This is a genomic window from Streptomyces durhamensis (assembly GCF_000725475.1).
GTDB lineage: Bacteria > Actinomycetota > Actinomycetes > Streptomycetales > Streptomycetaceae > Streptomyces > Streptomyces filipinensis.
The window spans coordinates 140551-162521 of sequence record NZ_JNXR01000008.1 but is presented as its reverse complement, the minus strand read 5'-3'; the positions used below and the strand labels follow the sequence as shown (position 1 = coordinate 162521).

General features: G+C 72.4%; 20 protein-coding genes and 1 tRNA gene. 13 read left to right on the top strand and 8 right to left on the bottom strand.

Annotation, left to right across the window (positions count from 1 at the left end; translation table 11 throughout):
* Positions 1-2 precede the first annotated feature (2 nt).
* Complete coding sequence (locus IO33_RS0114285; RefSeq protein ID WP_245235782.1) at positions 3-953, bottom strand: bifunctional MaoC family dehydratase N-terminal/OB-fold nucleic acid binding domain-containing protein; 951 nt, start codon at positions 951-953, stop codon at positions 3-5.
* Between the two features lie 242 nt (positions 954-1195).
* Complete coding sequence (locus IO33_RS0114280; RefSeq protein ID WP_031164509.1) at positions 1196-1507, bottom strand: hypothetical protein; 312 nt, start codon at positions 1505-1507, stop codon at positions 1196-1198.
* Positions 1508-1876: 369 nt separating this feature from the next.
* Between IO33_RS0114280 and IO33_RS0114275 the strand changes: the two genes are divergently transcribed.
* Positions 1877-2749, top strand: coding sequence for a bifunctional DNA primase/polymerase (locus IO33_RS0114275; protein WP_031164507.1), 873 nt, complete (start codon positions 1877-1879; stop codon positions 2747-2749).
* Between the two features lie 131 nt (positions 2750-2880).
* Here the strand turns inward: IO33_RS0114275 and IO33_RS0114270 are convergent.
* A tRNA-Ser gene (locus IO33_RS0114270) sits at positions 2881-2967 on the bottom strand.
* A gap of 63 nt (positions 2968-3030) precedes the next feature.
* The gene (locus tag IO33_RS0114265) at positions 3031-4563 is read right to left on the bottom strand and encodes a S1C family serine protease (RefSeq protein ID WP_031164505.1); all 1533 of its coding nucleotides are present in this window, start codon (positions 4561-4563) and stop codon (positions 3031-3033) included.
* 221 nt (positions 4564-4784) lie between these two features.
* Between IO33_RS0114265 and IO33_RS0114260 the strand changes: the two genes are divergently transcribed.
* The 3 genes from IO33_RS0114260 to IO33_RS0114250 all read left to right on the top strand — a co-directional run bounded on the left by IO33_RS0114260 (position 4785) and on the right by IO33_RS0114250 (position 7631).
* Entirely contained in the window at positions 4785-5615 is an 831-nt protein-coding gene (locus IO33_RS0114260; RefSeq protein WP_031164503.1) for a glycerophosphodiester phosphodiesterase, read from the top strand.
* A 257-nt stretch (positions 5616-5872) separates the two neighbouring features.
* Complete coding sequence (locus tag IO33_RS0114255; RefSeq protein ID WP_037685398.1) at positions 5873-6424, top strand: ATP-binding protein; 552 nt, start codon at positions 5873-5875, stop codon at positions 6422-6424.
* 217 nt (positions 6425-6641) lie between these two features.
* Positions 6642-7631: a DUF5926 family protein gene (locus tag IO33_RS0114250; RefSeq protein ID WP_031164498.1), complete on the top strand. Its 990-nt coding sequence runs from the start codon at positions 6642-6644 to the stop codon at positions 7629-7631.
* 241 nt (positions 7632-7872) lie between these two features.
* On the opposite strand, the gene IO33_RS0114245 is transcribed toward IO33_RS0114250, so the two are convergent.
* Together IO33_RS0114245 and IO33_RS0114240 are read right to left on the bottom strand one after the other, a co-directional pair.
* Positions 7873-8517, bottom strand: coding sequence for a hypothetical protein (locus IO33_RS0114245; protein ID WP_063765761.1), 645 nt, complete (start codon positions 8515-8517; stop codon positions 7873-7875).
* A 144-nt stretch (positions 8518-8661) separates the two neighbouring features.
* On the bottom strand, positions 8662-9348 hold the full coding sequence (locus IO33_RS0114240) for a bifunctional DNA primase/polymerase (RefSeq protein ID WP_031164493.1): 687 nt from the start codon (positions 9346-9348) through the stop codon (positions 8662-8664).
* Positions 9349-9953: 605 nt separating this feature from the next.
* Between IO33_RS0114240 and IO33_RS0114235 the strand changes: the two genes are divergently transcribed.
* The 3 genes from IO33_RS0114235 (at position 9954) to pdxR (ending at position 14476) form a co-directional block, all read left to right on the top strand.
* Entirely contained in the window at positions 9954-11354 is a 1401-nt protein-coding gene (locus IO33_RS0114235) for a PP2C family protein-serine/threonine phosphatase (protein WP_078963617.1), read from the top strand.
* Positions 11355-11501: 147 nt separating this feature from the next.
* Positions 11502-12986 (top strand): aminopeptidase P family protein, encoded by a 1485-nt coding sequence (locus IO33_RS0114230; RefSeq protein ID WP_031164489.1) that lies wholly within the window; start codon positions 11502-11504, stop codon positions 12984-12986.
* Between the two features lie 122 nt (positions 12987-13108).
* Positions 13109-14476, top strand: a complete 1368-nt coding sequence (gene pdxR / locus IO33_RS0114225) for a MocR-like pyridoxine biosynthesis transcription factor PdxR (protein WP_031164487.1) — start codon at positions 13109-13111, stop codon at positions 14474-14476.
* A gap of 8 nt (positions 14477-14484) precedes the next feature.
* Here the strand turns inward: pdxR and IO33_RS0114220 are convergent, their stop codons facing one another.
* Together IO33_RS0114220 and IO33_RS0114215 are read right to left on the bottom strand one after the other, a co-directional pair.
* Positions 14485-15048, bottom strand: coding sequence for a GNAT family N-acetyltransferase (locus IO33_RS0114220; RefSeq protein WP_031164485.1), 564 nt, complete (start codon positions 15046-15048; stop codon positions 14485-14487).
* A gap of 7 nt (positions 15049-15055) precedes the next feature.
* Positions 15056-15502 (bottom strand): ATP-binding protein, encoded by a 447-nt coding sequence (locus IO33_RS0114215; protein ID WP_031164483.1) that lies wholly within the window; start codon positions 15500-15502, stop codon positions 15056-15058.
* 186 nt (positions 15503-15688) lie between these two features.
* On the opposite strand from IO33_RS0114215, the gene IO33_RS0114210 reads away from it, so the two are divergent.
* The 6 genes from IO33_RS0114210 (at position 15689) to efeB (ending at position 21926) form a co-directional block, all read left to right on the top strand.
* Positions 15689-16534, top strand: coding sequence for a membrane protein (locus IO33_RS0114210; protein ID WP_031164481.1), 846 nt, complete (start codon positions 15689-15691; stop codon positions 16532-16534).
* Positions 16535-16679: 145 nt separating this feature from the next.
* Entirely contained in the window at positions 16680-17444 is a 765-nt protein-coding gene (locus tag IO33_RS0114205) for a YcnI family copper-binding membrane protein (RefSeq protein ID WP_031164479.1), read from the top strand.
* Between the two features lie 109 nt (positions 17445-17553).
* Complete coding sequence (locus IO33_RS0114200; RefSeq protein WP_031164477.1) at positions 17554-18207, top strand: SCO family protein; 654 nt, start codon at positions 17554-17556, stop codon at positions 18205-18207.
* Positions 18204-18689, top strand: coding sequence for a copper chaperone PCu(A)C (locus IO33_RS0114195; protein ID WP_031164475.1), 486 nt, complete (start codon positions 18204-18206; stop codon positions 18687-18689). The genes IO33_RS0114200 and IO33_RS0114195 overlap by 4 nt, the downstream gene beginning before the upstream one ends.
* Before the next feature lie 16 nt (positions 18690-18705).
* Positions 18706-20634 carry a copper resistance CopC/CopD family protein gene (locus IO33_RS0114190; RefSeq protein ID WP_031164473.1) on the top strand — a complete coding sequence of 643 codons (1929 nt, stop codon included), beginning with the start codon at positions 18706-18708 and terminating at the stop codon, positions 20632-20634.
* Between the two features lie 8 nt (positions 20635-20642).
* Positions 20643-21926 carry an iron uptake transporter deferrochelatase/peroxidase subunit gene (efeB, locus tag IO33_RS0114185; protein WP_031164471.1) on the top strand — a complete coding sequence of 428 codons (1284 nt, stop codon included), beginning with the start codon at positions 20643-20645 and terminating at the stop codon, positions 21924-21926.
* Positions 21927-21971: the final 45 nt, after the last annotated feature.

The following is a 21971-nucleotide window of genomic DNA, read 5'->3' as shown; positions in this document are numbered from 1 at the left end:
TCTCACTCCCCGCCCTCGACGCCCCGGAAGACCGGCAGGACCAGCGCGCCCTCCGCGTCCTCGTAGGTGCGGAACTCCGCCCGGACCGGCAGACCGATGCGCACCTTGTCGTACGGCACCCCGACCACGTTGCTCACCATCCGCACGCCCTCGGCGAGTTCGACGAGGGCGACCGCGTAGGGACCGGCCGCGTCGGCGGCGTGTCCGGAGTCGGTGAAGGCGGGGAAGGGCGGGTGGTGCATCACCACGTACGAGTAGACGGTCCCCGCGCCGCTCGCCTCGACCGTGTCCCAGTCGAGGCAGCCGCACGCGTTGCAGCCCGGCAGCCAGGGGTGGCGCACCGCGCCGCAGTCCGCGCAGCGCTGGATGAGGAGCCGGTGCTCGGACACGCCCTGCCAGAAGCCGGCGTTGTCCCCGTTGACCACCGGGCGCGGACGTGCGGCCTTGGGCGGGCGGCGGGCGGGGGCGTACTTGAGGATGCGGAAGCGGTGCGTGCCCACGAGCTCGCCCTCGGCCCGGACGTCCGTGCGGGTCGTGACGAAGTACCCGGTGCCCAGCTTGGTCGTCTTGCGGCCGGAGACCGACTCGATCACGGAGTCGAACGTGACCCGGTCGCCCGGGCGCAGGGGCCGCAGGTACTCCTGTTCGCAGTCGGTGGCGACCACCGCCGTGCAGCCCGAGGTGTCGAGGAGGGCCAGCAGCTCGTCGTAGGCGCCGGTGCGGCCCTCGTGTCCGGACAGGCCGCCCATCGTCCAGGCCTGGAGCATGGTGGGCGGGGCGATGGCGTCCGGGCCGGAGTAGGCCGGGTTGGTGTCGCCCATGGCCTCGCACCAGTGCCGGATCATCGGGGCGTTCACCGGGTCCTTGCCCACCCCGGCGACCGCGGCCGGCGCGCCCTCGTACGCCTTGAGCCGCGCGCCGAGCGGGTCGGACACCACGTCTGCCGTGCTCACCGCAGCCCCCTCGTCATCCCGAGTCAGCCGGACAGTTTCTGACTGTCCGTCAGATACGGTCGGCTGTCAAGGACGACCGCCGGCATCCCGGTTCGGTCACGGCGGCGGCCACGCGCGGACGCCGCGCACGGCGCCGTGGGAAAACGCCTGCGCGGCGGCACCGAAGTACCGCCGCGCAGACGTGTCACGACCCCGAAGCACACCCCACGAGGACCCTCACCGGGAGGGGCCTCGTCCGAGGCTCACCACAGCTGGGCGAAGTGGACGGTGACGTTCTCGTTGCCCTGCCGGATGGCTGTGAACGGGGAATGATCGACCTGGGCGGTATTGCTCTGGTTCGACGCGCCGGTACCGACCGCGTTCTGCTGCGTGGTGGACGAGTTGCCGTTGTTGTTGTGACCGACGCCGCTGCCGATGATGGACGACACACCCGCGTTCGATCCGTTGTCCGCGAAGGCGCCGTTGTCCGCTGCCGCGACGCCGCCGAAGAGGGCGGCTGCGAGCGGGAGCGCGGCGACGGTGGCGAGAACGCGGGCGGTACGGATGCTTGCCATGTTGTTCCTCCAGAACCAAGCACTCGGCGGCCCTAGGGCCGGCAGTACGTGAATTACGGCTTGTGTCAGTGCGGTTGGCCGATCGCTCTGACGTTCGTGGACGACGTCGCGAGACCAGAGTTGCCCACCGAATCCCCGGCGAACCACCCCGGAAGCCGCTATTCGCACGCAAGCGTGATGACAAGTCGATAAACCCCTAACGTCACCTTTCGCCCTCACCTTCCCCAGGAGGGCTCAGAAGGCATCGCCCGTTCTCAAGCGGCACAAGGAACGAATCGTTCCTTCGCACATCCGGCCAATTTCTCCTCATCCGGCGCGTCGAGGCGGCCTCCCCTTTCCTTTTTCGAACATACGTACGAACATAGAAGTATGGCCACCACCGACCGGCAGGCCACGACGCTGGCCCTCGCACACGCCCTGTCAGCCGCCGAACGCGGCCTGGCCGTCATCCCCCTGTCCCGGACGAAGCTCCCGGCCCTGCGCTCCCCCCACCGCGACGACCCCACCCCCGCCGGAGCGCGCTGCCACGGCGCGTGCGGACGCTTCGGCCACGGTGTGTACGACGCCTCGACCGACCCGGTCCGCATCCGCGAGCTGTTCGCCGCCGCCCCCTGGGCCACCGGCTACGGCATCGCCTGCGGGCTGCCGCCGTACCACCTGATCGGCGTCGACCTGGACACCAAGACCGGCACCGACTCATCGGCGGCCCTGCGCGAACTGGCCCTGCGCCACCTGTTCACGATCCCCGAGACGGTCGTCGTCCTCACCCCGAGCGGCGGCCGCCACGTGTGGCTGACCGGCCCGCCGGACACCGTCGTGCCCAACTCGGCCGGACGCCTCGCCCCCGGCATCGACATCCGCGGGGCCGGCGGTTACCTCGTCGGCCCCGGCTCCCGTACCGACCACGGCCTCTACACCGCCGCCCCCGGCACCGCCCACCTGGCCCCCGCCCCCTGCCCGCCGGCCCTGCTACGGCTCCTCCTGCCGCCGCCCCGCACGGCCCATCCGGCGCCCGCACCCCCCGGCGACCACGGTCGCGGCCTGGTCCACTTCGTCCTGACCGCCCACGAGGGCCAGCGCAACACCCGCCTCTTCTGGGCGGCCTGCCGCGCCTACGAGAACGGCATCGGCCCCGCCCTGCTCGCGCCGCTGGTCGAGGCGGCCCTCAGCACCGGCCTGACCGAACATGAGGCCCGCGCGACGATCGCGTCGGCGGCCCGGATGACGGGCCACCGGCCGTGAGGACCACCTCCGCACACCGAACGCCCGTGAGCCCGGGACGAGTACGTTCCGGCCGCAGCTCCGCTTTTCCGGACACGGCAACGGCCCCTGACCAAGTACCGGGTCAGGGGCCGTGCTCAGCGCTGTCAGCGCGGAGGCGGTGGGATTTGAACCCACGGTGACATCGCTGCCACGACGGTTTTCAAGACCGTTCCCTTCGGCCGCTCGGGCACGCCTCCCCGCGCCGGCCGAGATCGGCGGCGCGGGGACAAGGGTAACGGGTCGGCGCGCGCGAGTGCCGGTCAGTTGTCGCCGACGCGGGAGCCCAGGGTGAGTTCGGCGGTGTGTTCCTTGCCTGAGCGCTCGTAGGTCAGGGTGACCTTGTCGCCGGGCTTGTGGGTCCAGATCTCGCCGATCAGGGTGGGACCGCTGTCGATCACCATGTCGTCCAGCTTGGTGATCACGTCGCCGGGCTTGAGGCCCGCCTTGTCGGCCGGGCCGCCCGACTCGACCGGGGCGGAACCGCCCGTGCCCTGGTCGGTGATCTTCGCGCCGTCGGAGGAGTCCTCCAGCGAGACGGACGCACCGATCTTGGCGTACACCGGCTTGCCGTTCTTGATCAGCTGCTGGGCCACGTACTTGGCCTGGTTGATCGGGATGGCGAAGCCCAGGCCGATCGAGCCGGACTGGCCGGAGCCGCCGAAACCACCGCTGCTGCTGGACTGGATCGCGGAGTTGATGCCGATCACCGCGCCCGAGGCGTCCAGCAGCGGGCCGCCGGAGTTGCCCGGGTTGATGGACGCGTCGGTCTGCAGGGCGCTCATGTAGGACGCCTTGCTGGTGGAGCTGCCGTCGCTGGAGGCCACCGGGCGGTCCTTGGCGCTGATGATGCCCGTGGTGACCGTGTTGGACAGGCCGAAGGGGGCGCCGATGGCGATCGTCTCGTCGCCGACGGCCACCTTGTCGGAGTCGCCGAGCGCGAGCGGGTTGAGGTCCGACGGGGCGTTCTTGAGCTTGATGACGGCGACGTCGTAGCCCTGCGCGTGGCCGACGATCTCCGCGTCGTACTTCTTGCCGTTCGGGAAGGTGGCCGTGAGCTTGCCCCCGTCCACCGCGTCCGCCACCACGTGGTTGTTGGTGACGATGTGCCCCTGCTTGTCGAAGACGAAGCCGGTGCCGGTGCCGCCCTCGCCGCTGGTGCTCTCCGCCTCGATGGTGACCGTGCTGGGCAGCGCCCGGGCGGCCACGTTGGCGATCGTGCCGGGGGCGCGCTTGACCTGCGCCGCGCTGCTGTCGGAGGCGGAGACGGTGGTGGAGCCGGTGCTGTCGTTGTCCTTGGCCAGGGTGTAGCCGAGACCGCCGCCCAGGCCGCCCGCCACCAGCGCGGCCACCAGGACCGCGGCGACCAGGCCGCCGCGCCCGCTGCGGGGCCTGGGGGCGGGCTGCTGGTACGACGCTCCCCAGCCGCCCCCGCCTCCGGCGCCACCGAAGCCGCCCGCGCCGCCCGCGCCGCCCGCTCCACCGAAGCCGCCCGCACCGCCCGCTCCGAAGCCGGCCGCACCGCCGTCGCCGTAGGCCGGGCCGTCGCCGTACGGCGGGGTGGCCGGCGGCGGGGGCGGCCAGGAGCCGTCGGGGGCCGGGCCCGAGGCGTGCGGTGCGCCGGCCGGGCCGGCCTGCACGGCGGAGGCCGGAGCGTCCTGGGGAACCGGCGGGAGGGGCGCCGTCGGCGCGTTCCCCTCGGGCGCGGGGCCCTGTGGGGAGGTGGGAGAGGCCACCGGCACGGGAGGTGCGGACGGGGCCGGGGGTACCTCGTTGCCCTCGTTCTCGGTGCTCACAGCTCTTCTCCTCGATCCACGGCTGTTGTCCCGTTGTATGCAGTCAGCTTTTCCCACGGGCCGTCAGAGCACGATAAGCGGTGGCTGTGGGTCCGGGGGTTCTCTTTATATAAGACTTTTCAGGCAAAAGTTATATAAATGGACAGCGCGCACGCTGCCGTTCGCCGCACGGACGCATCCGCGCCGCCACGCCCGCCCCGCGACGGTGGCACCATGACGCGGTGACCCACGCACCACAGCGCTCCGTCCAGGTCGTAGCCCACCGAGGCGCGTCCGAGGACGCACCCGAGCACACTCTGGCCGCCTACAAGAAGGCGATCGAGGACGGCGCCGACGCCCTCGAGTGCGACGTACGGCTGACCGCCGACGGCCATCTGGTCTGCGTCCACGACCGGCGGGTGAACCGTACCTCCAACGGCCGCGGCGCCGTCTCCGCGCTGGAACTGGCCGATCTCGCCGCCCTCGACTTCGGCTCCTGGAAGACGCGCGACGCCTGGCGCGGACGGGACGAGGAGCCCGACTGGGTGCACCGTCCGGAGGACCCCGCGGACACCTCGGTGCTCACCCTGGAGCGGCTGCTGGAGCTGGTCGCGGACGCCGGGCGGCGGGTGGAGCTGGCCATCGAGACCAAGCACCCCACGCGCTGGGCGGGCCAGGTCGAGGAGCGGCTGCTGACGCTGCTGAAGCGCTTCGGCCTGGACGCACCGGCCTCCGCCGCCGAGTCCCCGGTCCGGATCATGAGCTTCTCGGCGCGTTCGCTGCACCGCGTGCGCGCCGCCGCGCCCACGCTGCCGACGGTCTACCTGGTGCAGTTCCTCACCCCGCGGCTGCGCGACGGACGGCTGCCCGCGGGCGTGCGCATCGCGGGACCCTCGATCCGCATCCTGCGCAACCACCCCGGCTATGTGGAACGGCTGAAAGCCGCCGGCCATCAGGTGCACGTGTGGACCGTGAACGAGCCCGAGGACGTCGATCTCTGCGTGGAACTGGGCATCGACGCCATCATCACCAACCGGCCGGGCGCCGTCCTGCGCCAGTTGGGGCGCATGTGACCTCAAGAGACCGGTAAAGAGCTGTGCGCATCCCTTGACCCGGCTGTACGGCTGCTGAATCCTCCCTTCTCGGCCACACCATTGAAATCCAGCCAGGCGACGACCACAGGAACAGCGCCTCCGTCACGGGGAGTGCTCCCGCGCGTTCGCTCCGTACCGACCTGTTGCGAACGCGTCAGCGGAAGGGGACTGGCCGGTTTCCGGTACAGGCCAATGGGGCATCCACACCGTGGCGTGGGGCAAAGGAGGTCTCGGGGGTGGCGTTGGTGGTGGCACAGGAGGTGCCGACGTCGTCGAGCATGGCCGTACCCCATGGCCCTGCGGGCGTGGGGAAGGCAAGGCACCGGATGCGTTCACAGTTGCGCAGCGGGGGCGTGGCCGAATCGGTCGTCGACGATGCCGTACTGATCCTTTCCGAATTGTTGAGCAACGCCTGCAAACACGGGCGGCCCCTGGGCGACGCGCTGTCGGGTGACGGGGACGTGCGCGCCGCGTGGCGGGTCGACCTGCGCGGCCGGCTCATCGTCGAGGTGACGGACGGCGGTGGTCCGACCCGCCCGGCGCCGGCCACCCCGTCGGTGACCGCGCACGGCGGCCGTGGGCTGAACATCGTCACGGCCCTCGCCGACGACTGGGGCGTGCGGGACGGGGTGCACGGCGAGGTGACGGTCTGGGTGGTGGTCCACGAGGACGTCCACGATCCCGATGCCGGGGGACGACCGGACGGTTTCGCTACGCGCGTCACCTCCCCCGCGCTGCCGGACATGGCCCACCTGGACTTCGCGGACGCCTTCGAGGACCTGGACTGAACGGGCCGGTACCGGCCGCGCGTCCGGCCGGGCCCGGACCGACAGGCCCGAGGGCCGGGAGGCCCGGAGCGGGCCGCGACGGCACCCCGGGGTTGTCCACAGGTTCACTCCCCTGGCGTCCAACAGGCTTGCGTTGTCCACAGGTTCCCGCCGGTCATGGCCCGAACGGCTAGGCTCCCGACCGTACGAGAAGAGCCGCAACCGGGAGACACCCACGATGGCCAAGAAGCGACCCCAGACGAAGGCCGGGCGGTCACAGCAGAGCGGCGGCGCCCCCGCCGCAGGCGCTGATGGACAGATTCCGGTGGTCGGCGCCCGCGAGCCCTGCCCCTGCGGCAGCGGCCGGCGCTACAAGGCGTGCCACGGCCGGGCCGCGGCACATGCGGCGACGGAGCTGGTGCAGCGCCCGTTCGAGGGGCTGCCCGGCGAGTGCGACTGGGTGGCGCTGCGCGAGCTGGTGCCGGCCGCGACGGTCGAGCTGACCCTCAAGGACGGCCTGCCCGAGGACGTTCCGTCCGTCACGCTCGCCACGGTGCTGCCGATGGCCTGGCCCGCGCTGCGGCGCGACGACGGCTCGGTCCTGCTCGGCCTGCAGAACGACACGGCGTCCGGTGATCTCAGCCGCGACCTCGCCGACACCCTCCAGCGCGCGCTCCGGACCGAACCCGGCACCCCGGTGCAGGGCCGCCGCGCCCCGGCCGGCGGTCCGCGGCTGCAGGACCTGCTCGCGCCCGAGGCGCCGTTCGCTCCGGTCGTGCACAGCGGCTTCGAGTTCTGGGTGCCGGACGCGGAGAACGCCGCGCCGGAGGTGACCGCCTCCCTGGAGCGGGCCAACGCCGCCGCCATCCCGACGGCGAAGCTCACCGGCGTGGACGCCGCGTACTGGTGCCAGACCCCGGAGAAGAACCACCTGCGCTGGGTGATGCCGCATCCCGAGGAGCAGCTTCTGGACGCTCTCGCGCGGCTGCACGCTGCGGGCCGCTCCAGTCTGGGCGAGGGCACCCGGCTCGTGGGCTCCTTCCGTGCTCACGGCCTCACCGTGCCGGTCTGGGACCTGCCGAGCGGGGTCACGGCGGACGACGTGGAGAAGCCGGCCGCCGAGTTCGCCGAGCGTCTGGCCGCGGCCCTGGCCGCCACCGGGCCGCTCACGGCGGACGAGCGCCGGGCGCGCGGCGGACTGACCAACCGGCAGGTCACGCTCAGCTGACGGCACGCGCGCGGGTCGCAACTGAACGGTCGGTAAGGCCTGGTCGCGACCCGCGCAGCAGGTGACTCCTGTCACAACTCCCCGTGGAGACGGGGAAATCGGTGGCCGAATGACCGAGGCGGAATTTGCGAACCGCCAATCTCTTGTTACCGTTCCAGTAGCCCGGTTGCTGGTGCATCCCCCGTCGCCAGCAACCGGGTCTTTCCATCTCCGCGTGCGGTGTACAGCGCGCCGCGGGCCGTCAACTGCCCTTCTGCGTGACGGAGTTGCCGTCGAAGTGCGTCGAGTCGCTGCCCGAGCGCAGCAGCAGGGTGCCGTCGGCTCCGCGTGAGGCGAACTCGGTGACGGCCGTGTAGGCGTCCGGTCCGCCCTTGGTGTGCTCGCGCGGTGTCTCGCAGGTGGCGGGCTCGTCGTCGGTGCTCGTGACACAGCGCATCTGCAGCGTGTGGCCGCCCGGACCCATCAGGCTCAGCACGGAGTCCAGCGGCTTGCCGGTGGCGTTGCGGTAGTAGGTGCGGGCCCAGGTGTCCTTGCCCTGGGTCAGCACACAGGTCTGCGCCTCGATGCCCTCCGGGGACGTGAGCTGGGGACCGCACCGCGCGGCCGTCGCCAGGCCGAGCCCGAGCAGCCGGGGCGCCTCGCCGGGCAGCGGAAGCTTGCCGTCCGCGGACCCGTCGCCGTCCCCCCGGGAGCCGGGGCCGCCCCCGTGGGAGCCGGGCTCGTCGTGGCGAGAGCCGGCGCCGTCCTTGCTCCCCGCGGTCGGGGTGCCGTGCGGCTTGCCGGCCATCGCGTGCCGGGCCGCCTCGCCCACCTGCCCCGCGGACGCCACGGCCAGCGGCAGCACGACCGCGGCCGTCACGACACCGAGGAGCGCGAGCAGCCGCAACCTTGGGGATTCCGGTCCGCCGCGCTGTGGCGATCTACGGCCGTGCCGCCCGGAGTGTCGACGGGCATGTCCCCCAGAAATTCGCAGCATGTGCGGAACATAACGATCCAGGGGGATTTGCCCCCTGGGCCGCGCCCGACACTCCTACAACTCGGGCGCGCTCACACCCGTACGAGTGAGGGCGTCGATCACGGCGTCGACGACTGCCTCCACATCGGGCACCCAGGGCGCCGCCGAACCGGCCAGCGGAGCGCGCTCCCAGCGGACGGCGCCCTGGCCCGTCTCGGACGGGGGCAGGGCGAGATAGCCGCCCTCGCCGTGGAAGCGCAGGGAGCCGGGGACGAAGTCCTTGGCGTAGAGCAGTTCGCCCAACTGCTCCATGGAGTACGGCTTGACGAGCAGCGACCAGCGGTTCGGCGCGGCGACCACCGGGCCGAGGCGCATGCCCCGCCGGTCGAGCAGGGCGAGGGCGCGCGCGGCGGCGAGCGCCGGCAGACTGACCGCGCACGGCGCCCCGCCGCCGGTGGCCAGGACGATCGGCGCGTTCGGCCGATTGGTCCACCACCAGCGCACCATCCGCGCGTCGGTCGTGGCCGCGAGCAGGCCGGGATCGAAGGGGTGCGCACCGGGCACCGTGCACTCCGGGTCGGGGCAGGCGCAGCGGGTCCGTCCCTGCGGGTCCGGGGCCACCCCCGGGAGTACGGGCCAGTGCCACTCGCTCGCGAAGGTCAGGGCCGAGCCGATCAGCTCAGGCCTTTTGTCGTCCCGCCTGCGCCTCCCGTCGTTCCACCTGGACAGGAGCCTGCGTCGCCTTCCGAGGATCTCGCGCATGAGCGCTCGTTCCTTTCCGTTGCACCGCTGGCAACACCGTGGTCCACATCACGTCATGTGTCGATCACTTCACTGTGCGTACCTGTTGGCGCATCACACCCCTGCGCACGGCAGGGGGAACCCCAGGGGGTCGAGCACGGGCCGCGTCCCTAGTGCGTCTGTCAAAAGCACGGTTGCGGCGTGGGGGTGGCGAAGTATGGCGTTTTGCCGTCGCGCGTGGTTCTCTCCGCCTCCGCCAGGGAGGATGGGGCTCGGCCGTCGGTGGCTATGACGCCCGGGTCCGTCGCCAGGTTCCGGGTGGCCCCCAACCACCCCTGGCTTTCTCCGAGTACGTACCCATCACGACCGCTGTGACGCTCCGTGGAGCAAGGCCAGTCGACCGCAATGAACCGTTACCCGAGGCAGTTTTCAGCCAACTTGGCAGTAAGGCAAGGGGTTCGGAAGAAACCCTCACCAACCCCATGGACACCAGGAATCCCTGCAGGACAATGCTGGACATCCCCTCACGAGTGCGTGTACATGTGGAGACACTGCTAGCGGCGCAGAATGACATGGGGGTTTGCGATGCTTTTCAGCAATACGCACCGGTCTGAAGGCCGGACGCCATGAACGCCCCGCACCCTCCGAAAGTGGCCGGAATCGATTCAGCGGTTCCCACGCCCGCACACACTGTCGCGCCCGCGTCTCCCGCCCCCGGCGCCGGCCCGTCCCCGGACGCGCCCGCCGTCCCCGCCCCGCACGGCCCCGCGCCCAGTGCCCTGCTCCAGGACCGGCTGGCCGGCTGGGTCTCGGACCTCACCACCCTCCACGAACTCACCGAGCGCCTGTCCCGCACCAGCGCCCTGGAGCCCGCCCTCCACGAGCTGCTGCGCGGCGGAGCCGCCCTCGTCGGCGCCCGCCGCGGCCTCGTCGCCCTGGAGCCCGGCGACGGACTCGGCCCCCGCACCACGCTCGGCCTCGGCCTCGGCCGCGCCGACCTCGGCCACATCGAGACCGTCCCGCGCGGCGCGCTGCCGTACGACACCGGCACGGCCACCGAGATCGTCCACCCCGACCTGCTCGCCGAGGACGGCCTCGACCCCCGGCACCGCGAGGTCGCCGCCAGCCTCGGCTACGCCGCCAGCTACGCCCTGCTCCTGGCCACCGAATCCGCCGGCCGCCTCGGCGCCGTGGTCTGGCTCTACGACGAACCGGCCGAGCCCGACGAGCGCCGGCGCCACCTCGTCGGCCTCTACGTCCGCCACGCCACCGAACACCTGGCCCGCCTGCTGGAAGTGGCACGCGCACGCGCACGCGTGGCGACCATCACCGAGGAGCTGCTGCCCACCCGGCTGCCCCGCGTCCCCGGCGTCCAGCTGGCCGCCCGGCACCGCACCGGCCCGCGCGGCGGCGGCGACTGGTACGACGCGCTGCCGCTGCCGGACGCCGCACTCGGCCTCTCCGTCGGCTCGGTCACCGGCTCGGGGCCGAGCGCCGTGGCCGCCATGGGCCGGCTGCGCGCCTCGCTGCGCGCCTACGCCGTGATGGAGGGCGAGGATCCGGTCGCGGTCCTGTCCGACCTGGAACTGCTGCTGCGGCTGACCGAGCCCGCCCGCTCGGCCACCGCCCTGTTCGCCTACTGCGAGCCCGCCCTGCGCAAGATCACCCTGGCCGGCGCCGGTCACAGCCCGCCGCTGCTGATCGGCGAGCGGCGCACCGAGTTCGCCGAGACCTCCGTCTCCGCGCCGCTCGGCATGCTCGCCTGCTGGGAGGCGCCCAGCGTGGAGATCCAGGCCGAGGCAGGGGAGACGGTTCTGCTGTACACCGACGGGCTGCTGCACCGTACCGGCGACTCGACGGACCGTGCCTTCGCCCGGCTGCACTCGGCCGCCGCGAGCATCCCGCGCACGGTGCGCCACGACCCCGGTGCCGTCGCCGACCACGTCCTGCGCGTCGTCCTGCCGGACGGCGTGGACGCGGCCGACAGCGAGGAGGACGTGGTGCTGCTGGCGGCCCGCTTCGACTGAGCCCGCCTGTAATGACCGGGCATAACAGGGCATCCGCCCCTGACCCGCCCACGGTACGACCGTACGATGATGGAGGTCCCCGCTCGGCCACAAGCAGGAGCGTCGCGGGCCCCGGGGGAGATCACAAGGCGTATCGAGGAGGATCACGTGTCCGACGAGCTCAACCCGGCTGTGCCCGACTCCGCTACCGCGGAGGGCCCCGAGACCGAGTCCGAGGAGCCCATCAAGCAGCGGAAGAACGGCCTGTACCCGGGCGTCTCCGACGAGCTGGCCGAGAACATGAAGTCCGGCTGGGCCGACACGGAACTGCGTGACCTGAAGCCCGTCCCGCAGGCCGCCGAGACCGCGCGCCGCCGTGCCGCGCTCTCCGCCCGCTTCCCGGGTGAGCGGCTGGTCGTCCCCGCGGGCAACCTGAAGACCCGCTCGAACGACACCGAGTACCCCTTCCGGTCCTCCGTCGAGTACGCGTACCTCACCGGCGACCAGACCGAGGACGGCGTCCTGGTCCTGGAGCCCACCGGCGACGGCCACCAGGAGACGATCTACCTCCTGCCCCGCTCCGACCGCGAGAACGGCGAGTTCTGGCTCTCCGGCCAGGGTGAGCTGTGGGTCGGCCGCCGGCATTCGCTCACCGAGTCCGAGGCGCTGTACGGCATCCCGGCCGCCGATGTGCGCGAGCTGGCGGACAAGCTGCGCGAGGCCACCGGCCCGGTGCGCGTGGTCCGCGGCTACGACGCCGGCATCGAGGCCGCCCTGACCGACAAGGTCACCGCCGAGCGCGACGAGGAGCTGCGTGTCTTCCTCTCCGAGGCCCGGCTGGTCAAGGACGCGTTCGAGATCGGCGAGCTGCAGAAGGCCGTCGACTCCACGGTCCGCGGCTTCGAGGACGTCGTGAAGGTCCTCGACAGGGCCGAGGCGACCAGCGAGCGCTACATCGAGGGCACCTTCTTCCTCCGCGCGCGTGTGGAGGGCAACGACGTCGGCTACGGCTCCATCTGCGCGGCCGGCCCGCACGCCTGCACGCTGCACTGGGTGCGCAACGACGGCCCGGTCCGCTCCGGCGACCTGCTCCTGCTCGACGCCGGGGTGGAGACCCACACCCTCTACACCGCCGACGTCACGCGCACGCTGCCGGTCAACGGCACGTACAGCGAGCTGCAGAAGAAGATCTACGACGCCGTGTACGAGGCCCAGGAGGCCGGCATCGCGGCGGTCAAGCCGGGCGCCAAGTACCGCGACTTCCACGACGCCGCCCAGCGCGTGCTCACCGAGAAGCTCGTCGAGTGGGGCCTGGTCGAGGGCCCGGTCGAGCGCGTCCTGGAGCTGGGCCTGCAGCGCCGCTGGACCCTGCACGGCACCGGCCACATGCTCGGCATGGACGTCCACGACTGCGCCGCCGCGCGGACCGAGACGTACGTGGAGGGTGTCCTGGAGCCCGGGATGGTGCTGACCGTCGAGCCGGGGCTGTACTTCCAGGCCGACGACCTGACCGTGCCCGAGGAGTACCGGGGCATCGGCGTCCGCATCGAGGACGACATCCTCGTCACGGAGGACGGCAACCGGAACCTTTCGGCCGGTCTGCCGCGTCGTTCCGACGAGGTCGAGACCTGGATGGCGTCGCTGAAGGGCTGATCTGAGATTCAATGGCCGGGTACCGAGGGAGGTGCCCGGCCGTTGTCGTCCGCGGGTCTGTCCGTGGCTGGCCGCGCAGTTCCCCGCGCCCCTGGCGGCGCTGCACTCACGGGGGTGGACACGTGGACGAGTTCTGGGCCGGATTCGGTGTGGACCTGCATCTTGAACCCGATGCGGCGGACGGGCGCCGGATCGGGCTGGAGCGGGCCCTGCGGGACGCCGTGCGGGACGGGCGGCTCGTGCCCGGGACCCGGCTGCCGGCCACCCGGCGGCTCGCCGCCGAACTCGGCATCTCCCGCGGCACCGCCAAGGCCGCCTACGACCAGCTCGTCGCCGAGGGGTACCTGACCGCACGCCAGGGCTCGGGTACCCGGGTCGCCGCGCTGCCGACCGTCGAGTCCGCCGAACCCGGCACGGCGACACGCACGCGTGCCCCGCGTTTCGATCTGCGCCCCGGCAGCCCGGACGTCGGCGCGTTCCCGGCGGCCGCCTGGCTGCGCGCACTGCGCCGGGCCATAGCGACGGCACCCTCACTGGCCTACGACTACGGCGACCCGCGCGGCCGGATCGAGCTGCGCACGGCGCTCTCCGGCTATCTGGGGCGGGCACGCGGAGTGCTCGCGCCGCCGGAGCGGATCGTCGTCACCTCCGGGTACGTCCAGGGCCTCGCGCTCCTCACGCGCGTACTGGACGGCGCCGTCGTCGCCATGGAGGACCCCGGGCTGCCGTTCCACCGGGAGGTCGTGCGGCGCAACGGAGGAACGGTCCTGCCGGTGCCGGTCGACGCGCGCGGGGTGCGCCCCGAGGAGCTGGGCCAGGCGGCGGCTGTGGTGGTCACCCCGGCGCACCAGTACCCGACCGGGGTGACGCTGCATCCCGAGCGGCGGCGGGCGCTCGGCGACTGGGCACGCGCGCGGGGCGGGCTGATCGTCGAGGACGACTACGACGGGGAGTTCCGCTACGACCGCCAGCCGGTGGGCGCGCTGCAGGGCATGGCGCCCGGCCAGGTGGTGTACCTCGGTACGGCCTCCAAGACGCTCGGCCCGGCGCTGCGGCTCGGCTGGATGGTGCTGCCGCCGCAGCTGGTCGACGCGGTCGCCGACGCCAAGCTGCACAGCGACCACCACACCGAGACCATCGGCCAGCTGGCCCTCGCCGAACTGATCGACAGCCACGCCTACGACCGGCATGTGCGCGCGTGCCGGCTGCGCTACCGGCGCCGCCGCGACCAGCTGCTGGACCGCCTGGGCGCGGGCCGCAGCGTGCACGGCATCGCCGCCGGTCTGCACGCGCTGATCGACGTGCCCGACGAGGCCGGGGTGCTGGCCCGCGCGGAGGCGGAGGGTCTCGCCCTCGGCGCCCTCGGCGACCACTGGCACACCCCCGGCCCCGGCCGCCCCCAGGGCCTGGTCGTCGGCTACGGCACGCCCCGCGAGCGGGCGTACGGCGAGGCGCTGGAGGTGCTGGCGAAGGTGCTGGAGAGGGGCTGAGTGTGCCCTCACAGGGCCGGATCGCGGTCGTGCAGGATCCGCTGGAAGAGCCTGCAGTCCCGCCACTGCCCGTCGATGTGCAGGTATTTCGGGGCCAGTCCGATCGCCTCGAAGCCGCTCTTCGTCAGCACCCGCTGTGAGCCGGTGTTCGCGAGCAGCGTGGACGCCTCGATCCGGTGCAGCCCCACCGTGTCCCGCGCGATCCGGCAGACCCGCTCCACCGCGGCCGTGGCCAGGCCGCGGTTCTGCTGGTCGGCGGCCACCCAGTAGCCGAGGGAGGAGCTGCGGAAGGGCCCTCGGACGATCCCGGTCAGGGTGACGGCCCCGGCGATCCGCCCGTCCGCGGCCTGGAGCACCAGGGGCACCGCGGCGCCCTCGGAGTACAGCCGCAGCAGCCCGGTGATCCGCTCGCGCTGCCCGGCCACGGTGAAGAACGACTCCGGCCGGCGCGGCTCCCACGGCCGCAGATGCTCGCGGTTGTCCAGGTAGGCCGCGCACAGCGCGTCCGCGTCGGCGGGCGTCGGAAGCCGCAGGGTCACACCGGGCGCTATGTCGCCGCTCTCGATCTCCATGGCCTCACTATGCCGTCAGCAATGAGGGATCCTTCTTCCACTTGAGGATCTTGTCGAAACTGACCACCGTGCCCCCCCGGCCGGGCTTGGGGCCGATGTGGACGTGGTCGGCGAGTTCGCGGATGAGACAGAGCCCGCGGCCGTGCTCGGCGTCCGGGCGGGCAGGCCGGATCTCCTGGGCGCGGGACAGTCCCGGTCCCGAATCGGCCACTTCGATGCGGCACTTCTCCCCGTCGAGGTACGCCGTCACCCGGTACGCCTCCGAGGAGCTGCCGTTCGGGGTGTCCCCGCCGTGCTCGACGGCGTTCGCGCAGGCCTCGCTCAGGGCGACGGAGAGGTCGTAGGAGATCTCGGGGTCGACACCCGCCGTCTCCATGGTGCCGATCAGCAGCCGCCGGGCGAGCGGCACGCTCGCGGCCTCGCGGCGCAGATGGAGTGACCACCAGATGCTCATGCTCCAGCCTCCTGGCCGCGGCTCGACATACCGTTACGTATTGCCGCCCGTAGGGGGTCGTAAGCACACAGTTGACGTGACTCCGCCCATACAGCCGATGCGCCGCGGGAGGAATCGGTGTATGAGGGGCGTTCCCGCGGCCCTGCGGTGGGACGGCGACAAGCGCAGTGCGATGATGAGGCCGCCATGACTGCCCCCCACCCGCGCACGGCGCGTCCCGGAGCGGGCCTCCGGATCCTGCGGGCCGCGGTGTTCGCCGCGGTCTGCGTCGCGCTGGCCGCGTGCGGGCACACCCTCGCCTCCTGCGCGGGCGTGCCGCTGTGGGCGCTGGGGGCGGGCTTTCTCGGCTGTCTGCTGCTCGTGGTACCGCTCGCCGGGCGGGCCCGCTCGCTGCCGGGCATCGCGGTGCTCCTCGCCCTCGGCCAGACCGCGCTGCACACGCTGTTCGGGCTGGGCCAGCACGGGGCCGCCATGGCCTCGGGCGGGATGGCGACGGGAGTACCGGGCGGGCGCGGCTCCGCGCTGAACGACGCCGCGTTGGTCGAGCAGGCCACGCGCTTCCTGTGCGGGGCGAGCCCCACCGCCCTGACCCCCGGGCGCGCCTTCCACGTCCTGCTCGCCGCGCACCTCATCGACCGCTCGGGCCGTCCCGCGACCGTCATGGGGGACATGGACCCCGCGCAGGACGCCACCGGCGCCTCGGCGGGCCTGCTGCCCTCGCTGCCGATGCTGCTGGGGCACGTCCTCGCCGCCGTCGCCGCCGGCTGGCTGCTCCGCCGCGGCGATCTGGCCCTGCTGCGGCTGATCGAGCTGTCGGCGCATGGAGTCGCGGAGGGGGCGCTCGTACGGTCCCTGCGCTCAGCGCTCGCCCTGGCGCGCGTCCTGTGCGCCGGTCTGCTACCCGCCTCCGCGCCCGGCCCGCGCGGCCGTCGTACCGACCGGGGCGGCGCGCCCGGCCCGCACACCACCGCACTCCAGCACACGGTGATCCGGCGCGGCCCGCCCGCCGCCGACTTCCTCCTCGCCGCCTGACGCGACGCGCGCACCACTCCACGGGAGAGGCTGCCGCCGTCGCGCGGCACGCGCGCGTGCGCACCCGTGCCCCACCGAGTGGCACGGCCGAGCACCCGCGTACCTCTCTTCGCCACCGGAACTCTCAGAGTGGAGTGCTCCTGCCATGCAGGTTTCCCGTACCGCGACCCGTCGCGCCGTCTCCCGCCGTGTCGCCGCCCGTGTCGCCGCCGCCGGCGCCGCCACGGGCACGGCCGTACTGGCCCTGTCCGCCCCCGCCTTCGCGCACGTCACCGTGCAGCCGGAGACCCCCGCGGCCAAGGGCGGCTACGCGGTCGTCGACTTCAAGGTCCCCAACGAGCGCGACAACGCCTCGACCACCAAGGTCGAGGTCAGCCTCCCGGCCGACCACCCCATCGCCTCGGTCATGGCCCAGCCCGTCCCCGGCTGGAACGTCCAGGTCACCAAGTCCAAGCTGGCCAAGCCGCTGACCGTGCACGACGAGAAGATCGACGAGGCCGTCACCAAGGTCACCTGGACCGCCGCCGACGGCAAGGGCATCCAGCCCGGCTACTTCCAGAAGTTCCCGCTCTCCCTCGGCGCCCTGCCCGAGAACACCGATGAACTCGCGTTCAAGGCGATCCAGACGTACTCCGACAAGGAGGTCGTGCGCTGGATCGAGGTCCCGAAGGCGGGCCAGGACGAGCCGGAGAACCCGGCGCCGGTGCTGGAACTGTCCGCCGCGACCGACGACCACCACGGCACCGCGAGCGCCAAGGACGCCTCCGACCAGAACGAGAACGCGGCCGCCGCCACCGACTCCGGCTCCCACACCGACACCACCGCCCGTGTGCTCGGCGTGGTCGGCATCGTCGTCGGCGTCGCGGGCGTCGCCTACGGCGTCCTCGCCGGCCGCCGCCGCACCGCCTGAGCCGCACCGCTTCCGGACCGCGCAGGGGTCGTACGGCGCATGCGACGCTGTCATGGCTGTCGTACGACCCCGGTGCGCACCGGAGTACTCACATCTGGGACATTTTTCTATGCGCAAGAAGACGTTCGCCGCGGCCGCGCTGCTCGCCGCCGCCACCCTGACCCTCTCCGCCTGCGGCAGCGGGAACGACGGCAAGTCGCCGATCGCCGTGGTCTCGGAGGAGTCCGACTCGGGCAAGGCCGCCACCGTCCTCGACAAGCCCTTCGAGAAGCCGGACCTGGTCCTCACCGACACGCACGGCAAGAAGTACGACCTCCGCGAACAGACCAAGGGCCATCCGACCCTGGTCTACTTCGGCTACACCCACTGCCCCGACATCTGCCCGACGACGATGAGCAACATCGCCGTCGCCAAGAAGGCGCTGCCCAAGGCCGAACAGAACGACCTGCGGGTCGTCTTCGTCACCACCGACCCAGGCCGTGACACCCCCGCCGGGCTGGGCAGGTGGCTGAAGGGCATCGACCCGCAGTTCATCGGCCTGACCGGGGACTTCGCCACCATCCAGGCCGGCGCCCATTCCCTCGGCATCTCCGTGGAGCCGACCACGAAGGACAAGAACGGCAAGCTCGTCTCCGTCCACGGCACCCAGGTCATGGCCTTCTCGCCGAAGACGGACAGCGGTTACGTCCTCTACGACGACACGGCCACGGTCGACGACTACACCAGGGACCTGCCCAAGCTCGTCAAGGGGGAGAACCCGTGAGGCGCCGCCCCGCCGTCCTGACCACCGCCGCCGCGCTCGCCGGCGCGCTGGCCCTCGCCGGCTGCTCGGGCTCGGACTCCGGGTCGGGCTCCGGCTCGGGCTCCACGCGGGCCGAGCTGTCGGTGAACGGGCCGTACATGCCGCAGCCGGTCTCCTCCGACATGGCCGCCGGCTTTCTGACGATCACCAACAAGGGCGGCGCCGAGGACGAGCTGACCGCGGTGAGCAGCGACGTCGCCGGCCAGGTCACCATGCACAGCACCATGGGCGGCGCCATGCGGGAGAAGACCTCCTTCGCGATACCCGCCCACGGTCAACTCGTGTTCAAAAGCGGCGGCAGCCATCTGATGTTCGAGAAGCTGAGGCGCACGCCGAAGCAGGGCCAGACGGTCACCGTGAAGCTCACCTTCGCCAAGTCCGGGCCCCTCACCGTCGAGATGCCGGTGAAGTCCGCCACGTACAACCCGTCGACCGGCCACTAGGGAGGGACCCACCACCGTGACACGGACCATCACCCCCCAGGCACGAAGGGGCGGCCTGCGCACCCTGGTGCTGCTGCTTCTCGCCGTCACCGGCGCACTGCTCGCGGGTGCCGGACCGGCCTCCGCCCACGCGGCGCTGACCGGCAGCGACCCCGCGCAGGGGGTGGTGGTCAAGCAGGCACCCAGCCAGGTGGCACTCACCTTCTCCGAGAAGGTGGCGATGAACGACGACTCCCTGCGCGTCCTCGACCCCAAGGGCAAGCCGGTCCAGACCGGCAAACCCGCCAACCTGAGCGGCACGACATACGCCGTACGGCTCAAGGGCGGCCTGGGCAAGGGCACCTACACGGTCACCTACCAGGTCGTCTCGGCCGACAGCCATCCCGTCTCCGGCGCCTACACGTTCTCCATCGGAGCGCCCTCGCTGACCGTGGTCTCCGGCACCGGACCGGCCGCGGGCGGCGGAGTCGTCGGCGGCCTCTACGCGTTCGGACGGTACGCGTCGTACGCCGGCTTCATCGTGCTCGCCGGCGGTGCGGCCTTCGTGCTCGCCTGCTGGCAGCGCGGCGCGAGCGTACGGGCCCTGCAGCGGCTGGTGGTCGGCGGCTGGCTCACGCTCACCGCGGCCACCCTGTGGCTGCTGCTCCTGCGCGGCGCGTACACCACCTCCGGGAAGGTCGCCGACGTCTTCGACCTCGGCCTGCTCGGCCAGGTGCTGCAGACCAAGACCGGTGCGGCGCTCGTCTCCCGGCTGCTGCTGCTCGCCGCCGCCGCGCTGTTCATCGCCGTCCTCTTCGGCGCCTACACCAAGCGGGAGGAGGGCGAGGACAAGCGCGATCTGACGTTCGGGCTCGCGGTCGGTGGTGTGGTCGTCGCGGCGGGGCTCGCGACCAGCTGGGCCATGGCCGAGCACGCCTCGGTCGGGCTCCAGCCGGCCATCGCCATGCCCGTCGACGTCGTCCATCTGCTCGCGGTCGCCGCCTGGCTGGGCGGGCTCACCGCCCTGCTGGTCGCCCTCTACCGGGCGCCCGCCGAGACACCGGTGGAGGCCGCTGCGGTCCGCCGGTTCTCCCGTGTGGCCTTCGGCTCCGTCATCGCGCTCGTCGCGACCGGCACTTACCAGGCCTGGCGCCAGCTCGGCTCCTGGACCGCGTTCACCGACACCCGGTACGGACAGCTGCTGCTGGTCAAGATCGCTCTGGTGGCGCTGCTGGTCGGCATCGCGTCGGTGTCGCGGCGGTGGACGGGGCGGCTGGCCGGCGGCGCCGACACGGTCGCCGTCTCGGCCGAGAACCCCGAGCGGGAGCGGGTCGCCTCCGGTGCGGCCAAGCAGTCCGGCAAGGGCAGGACCAGCGGAGATCCCCGGCGTGCGGAGCAGCTCGCCCGGCAGCGGGCCGCCATGGACGCCGCCCGGCAGAAGCGGCTGCGGGACGGCGACCCGAACCGCTTCGGGCTGCGCCGCTCGGTGCTGGCCGAGGCGGGAGTCGCGGTCGTCCTGCTCGCCGTCACCACCTGGCTGACCCAGACCGAGCCGGGCCGCACCGAGCTGGACGCGAAGGCCGCTTCCTCGTCCTCCTCCGGTTCGGCCACCGCGCCCTCGAACGGCGCGCTGACCCTGGACATGCCCTTCGACACCGGCGGCGCCGACGGCAAGGGCGTCGTCAGCATCGACCTCGACCCCGCGCGGGTGGGCGGCAACGAGATGCATGTGTACGTCCAGCGGCCCAACGGGCGGGCCTTCGACATCCCGGAGGTGAAGGTCTCCTTCACCCTTGAGGCGAAGAAGATCGGCCCGCTTCCCGTGAACCCCGACCACATCACCACCGGCCACTGGTCGGCGAACGGAGTGCAGATCCCCCTGGCCGGCGACTGGAAGATCGCCGTCACCGTGCGGACCTCCGACATCGACCAGGTGACCGTCTCCAAGAACGCGCAGATCGGCTGAACGACACCATGCCCGACCAGTCCATCCCCGAGGCCCGTACGCCCGAGTCCGCGGTACCGGAGCACGCAGCCGGCAGCGGCGCGGGCATCTCCCGTCGCGCGCTGCTCGGCACCGCGGGCGCCACCGGTCTCGTGCTCGGCGCGGCCGGCGGGGCCGTGGGGTACGCCGCCGCCCCCGCCCAGACCACCCCGCTGGCCTCGGTGGGTTCCGGCCGGGCGATGTTTCACGGGAAACATCAGCCCGGCATCACCGAGGGACTCCAGGCGCGCGGCCATCTCGTCGCCTTCGACCTCGTGCCGGGCGCGGGCCGCAAGGAGGCGGCGGCCCTGCTGCGCCGCTGGTCGACGACGGCCGAGCGGCTGATGGCGGGCGAGCCCGCGCCGCACGACGACACCGACGTGGCCCGCGACGCCGGTCCCTCCTCGCTGACGATCACCTTCGGCTTCGGGCACGGCTTCTTCGGCAGGACCGGCCTGGACAAGCAGCGGCCGGCCGCGCTGGACCCGCTGCCGGACTTCTCCTCCGACCATCTCGACAAGGCGCGCAGCGACGGTGACCTGTGGGTGCAGATCGGCGCGAACGACGCCCTGGTCGCCTTCCACGCCCTGCGCGCGATCCAGAAGGAGGCGGGCGGTGCGGCCCGGCTGCGCTGGCAGATGAACGGCTTCAACCGCACCCCGGGCGCCACCGCGCATCCCCTGACGGCCCGCAACCTCATGGGGCAGCTCGACGGCACCCGCAACCCGAAGCCGGCCGACTCCGACTTCGACCGGCGGATCTTCGTGCCCGCCACGGGTGAGCCCGCCTGGATGGCGAACGGCTCCTACGCCGTCGTACGCCGCATCCGCATGCTCCTGGACGACTGGGAGAAGCTGTCGGTGCCGGCGCAGGAGGCGGTCATCGGGCGCCGCAAGTCCAACGGGGCGCCGCTGTCCGGCGGCGATGAGACGACCCCGATGGACCTGGAGAAGGCCGACGCCAAGGGCGAGTACGTCGTGCCGCTCAACGCGCACGCACGGATCACCCGGCCCGACAAGAACGGCGGCGCGGCCATGCTGCGGCGCCCCTTCTCCTACCACGACGGCTTCGACGCGGACGGCACACCGGACGCCGGTCTGCTGTTCGTCTGCTGGCAGGCGGATCCGCTGCGCGGTTTCGTACCGGTGCAGCGCAAGCTCGACCGAGGCGACGCGCTCTCGCAGTACATCCGGCACGAGGCGAGCGGGCTGTTCGCGGTGCCGGGCGGGGCGGCGAAGGGCGATTATGTGGGGCAGCAGCTGCTGGAAGGGTGAATTTCCGGTTCCAAACCACCCGGTCGTGTGGTGTTCCTGAGATGC

Excerpts from the sequence above, each read along its gene's own strand:
- IO33_RS0114275 (WP_031164507.1), top strand. The coding sequence starts at position 1,877 with ATGGCCACCACCGACCGGCAGGCCACGACGCTGGCCCTCGCACACGCC.
- IO33_RS0114210 (WP_031164481.1), top strand. The coding sequence starts at position 15,689 with ATGACTGCCCCCCACCCGCGCACGGCGCGTCCCGGAGCGGGCCTCCGG.
- IO33_RS0114200 (WP_031164477.1), top strand. The coding sequence starts at position 17,554 with ATGCGCAAGAAGACGTTCGCCGCGGCCGCGCTGCTCGCCGCCGCCACC.
- IO33_RS0114280 (WP_031164509.1), bottom strand. The coding sequence starts at position 1,507 with ATGGCAAGCATCCGTACCGCCCGCGTTCTCGCCACCGTCGCCGCGCTC.
- IO33_RS0114220 (WP_031164485.1), bottom strand. The coding sequence starts at position 15,048 with ATGGAGATCGAGAGCGGCGACATAGCGCCCGGTGTGACCCTGCGGCTT.
- efeB (WP_031164471.1), top strand. The coding sequence starts at position 20,643 with ATGCCCGACCAGTCCATCCCCGAGGCCCGTACGCCCGAGTCCGCGGTA.
- IO33_RS0114240 (WP_031164493.1), bottom strand. The coding sequence starts at position 9,348 with ATGCGCGAGATCCTCGGAAGGCGACGCAGGCTCCTGTCCAGGTGGAAC.
- IO33_RS0114215 (WP_031164483.1), bottom strand. The coding sequence starts at position 15,502 with ATGAGCATCTGGTGGTCACTCCATCTGCGCCGCGAGGCCGCGAGCGTG.
- IO33_RS0114250 (WP_031164498.1), top strand. The coding sequence starts at position 6,642 with ATGGCCAAGAAGCGACCCCAGACGAAGGCCGGGCGGTCACAGCAGAGC.
- IO33_RS0114235 (WP_078963617.1), top strand. The coding sequence starts at position 9,954 with ATGAACGCCCCGCACCCTCCGAAAGTGGCCGGAATCGATTCAGCGGTT.
- IO33_RS0114205 (WP_031164479.1), top strand. The coding sequence starts at position 16,680 with ATGCAGGTTTCCCGTACCGCGACCCGTCGCGCCGTCTCCCGCCGTGTC.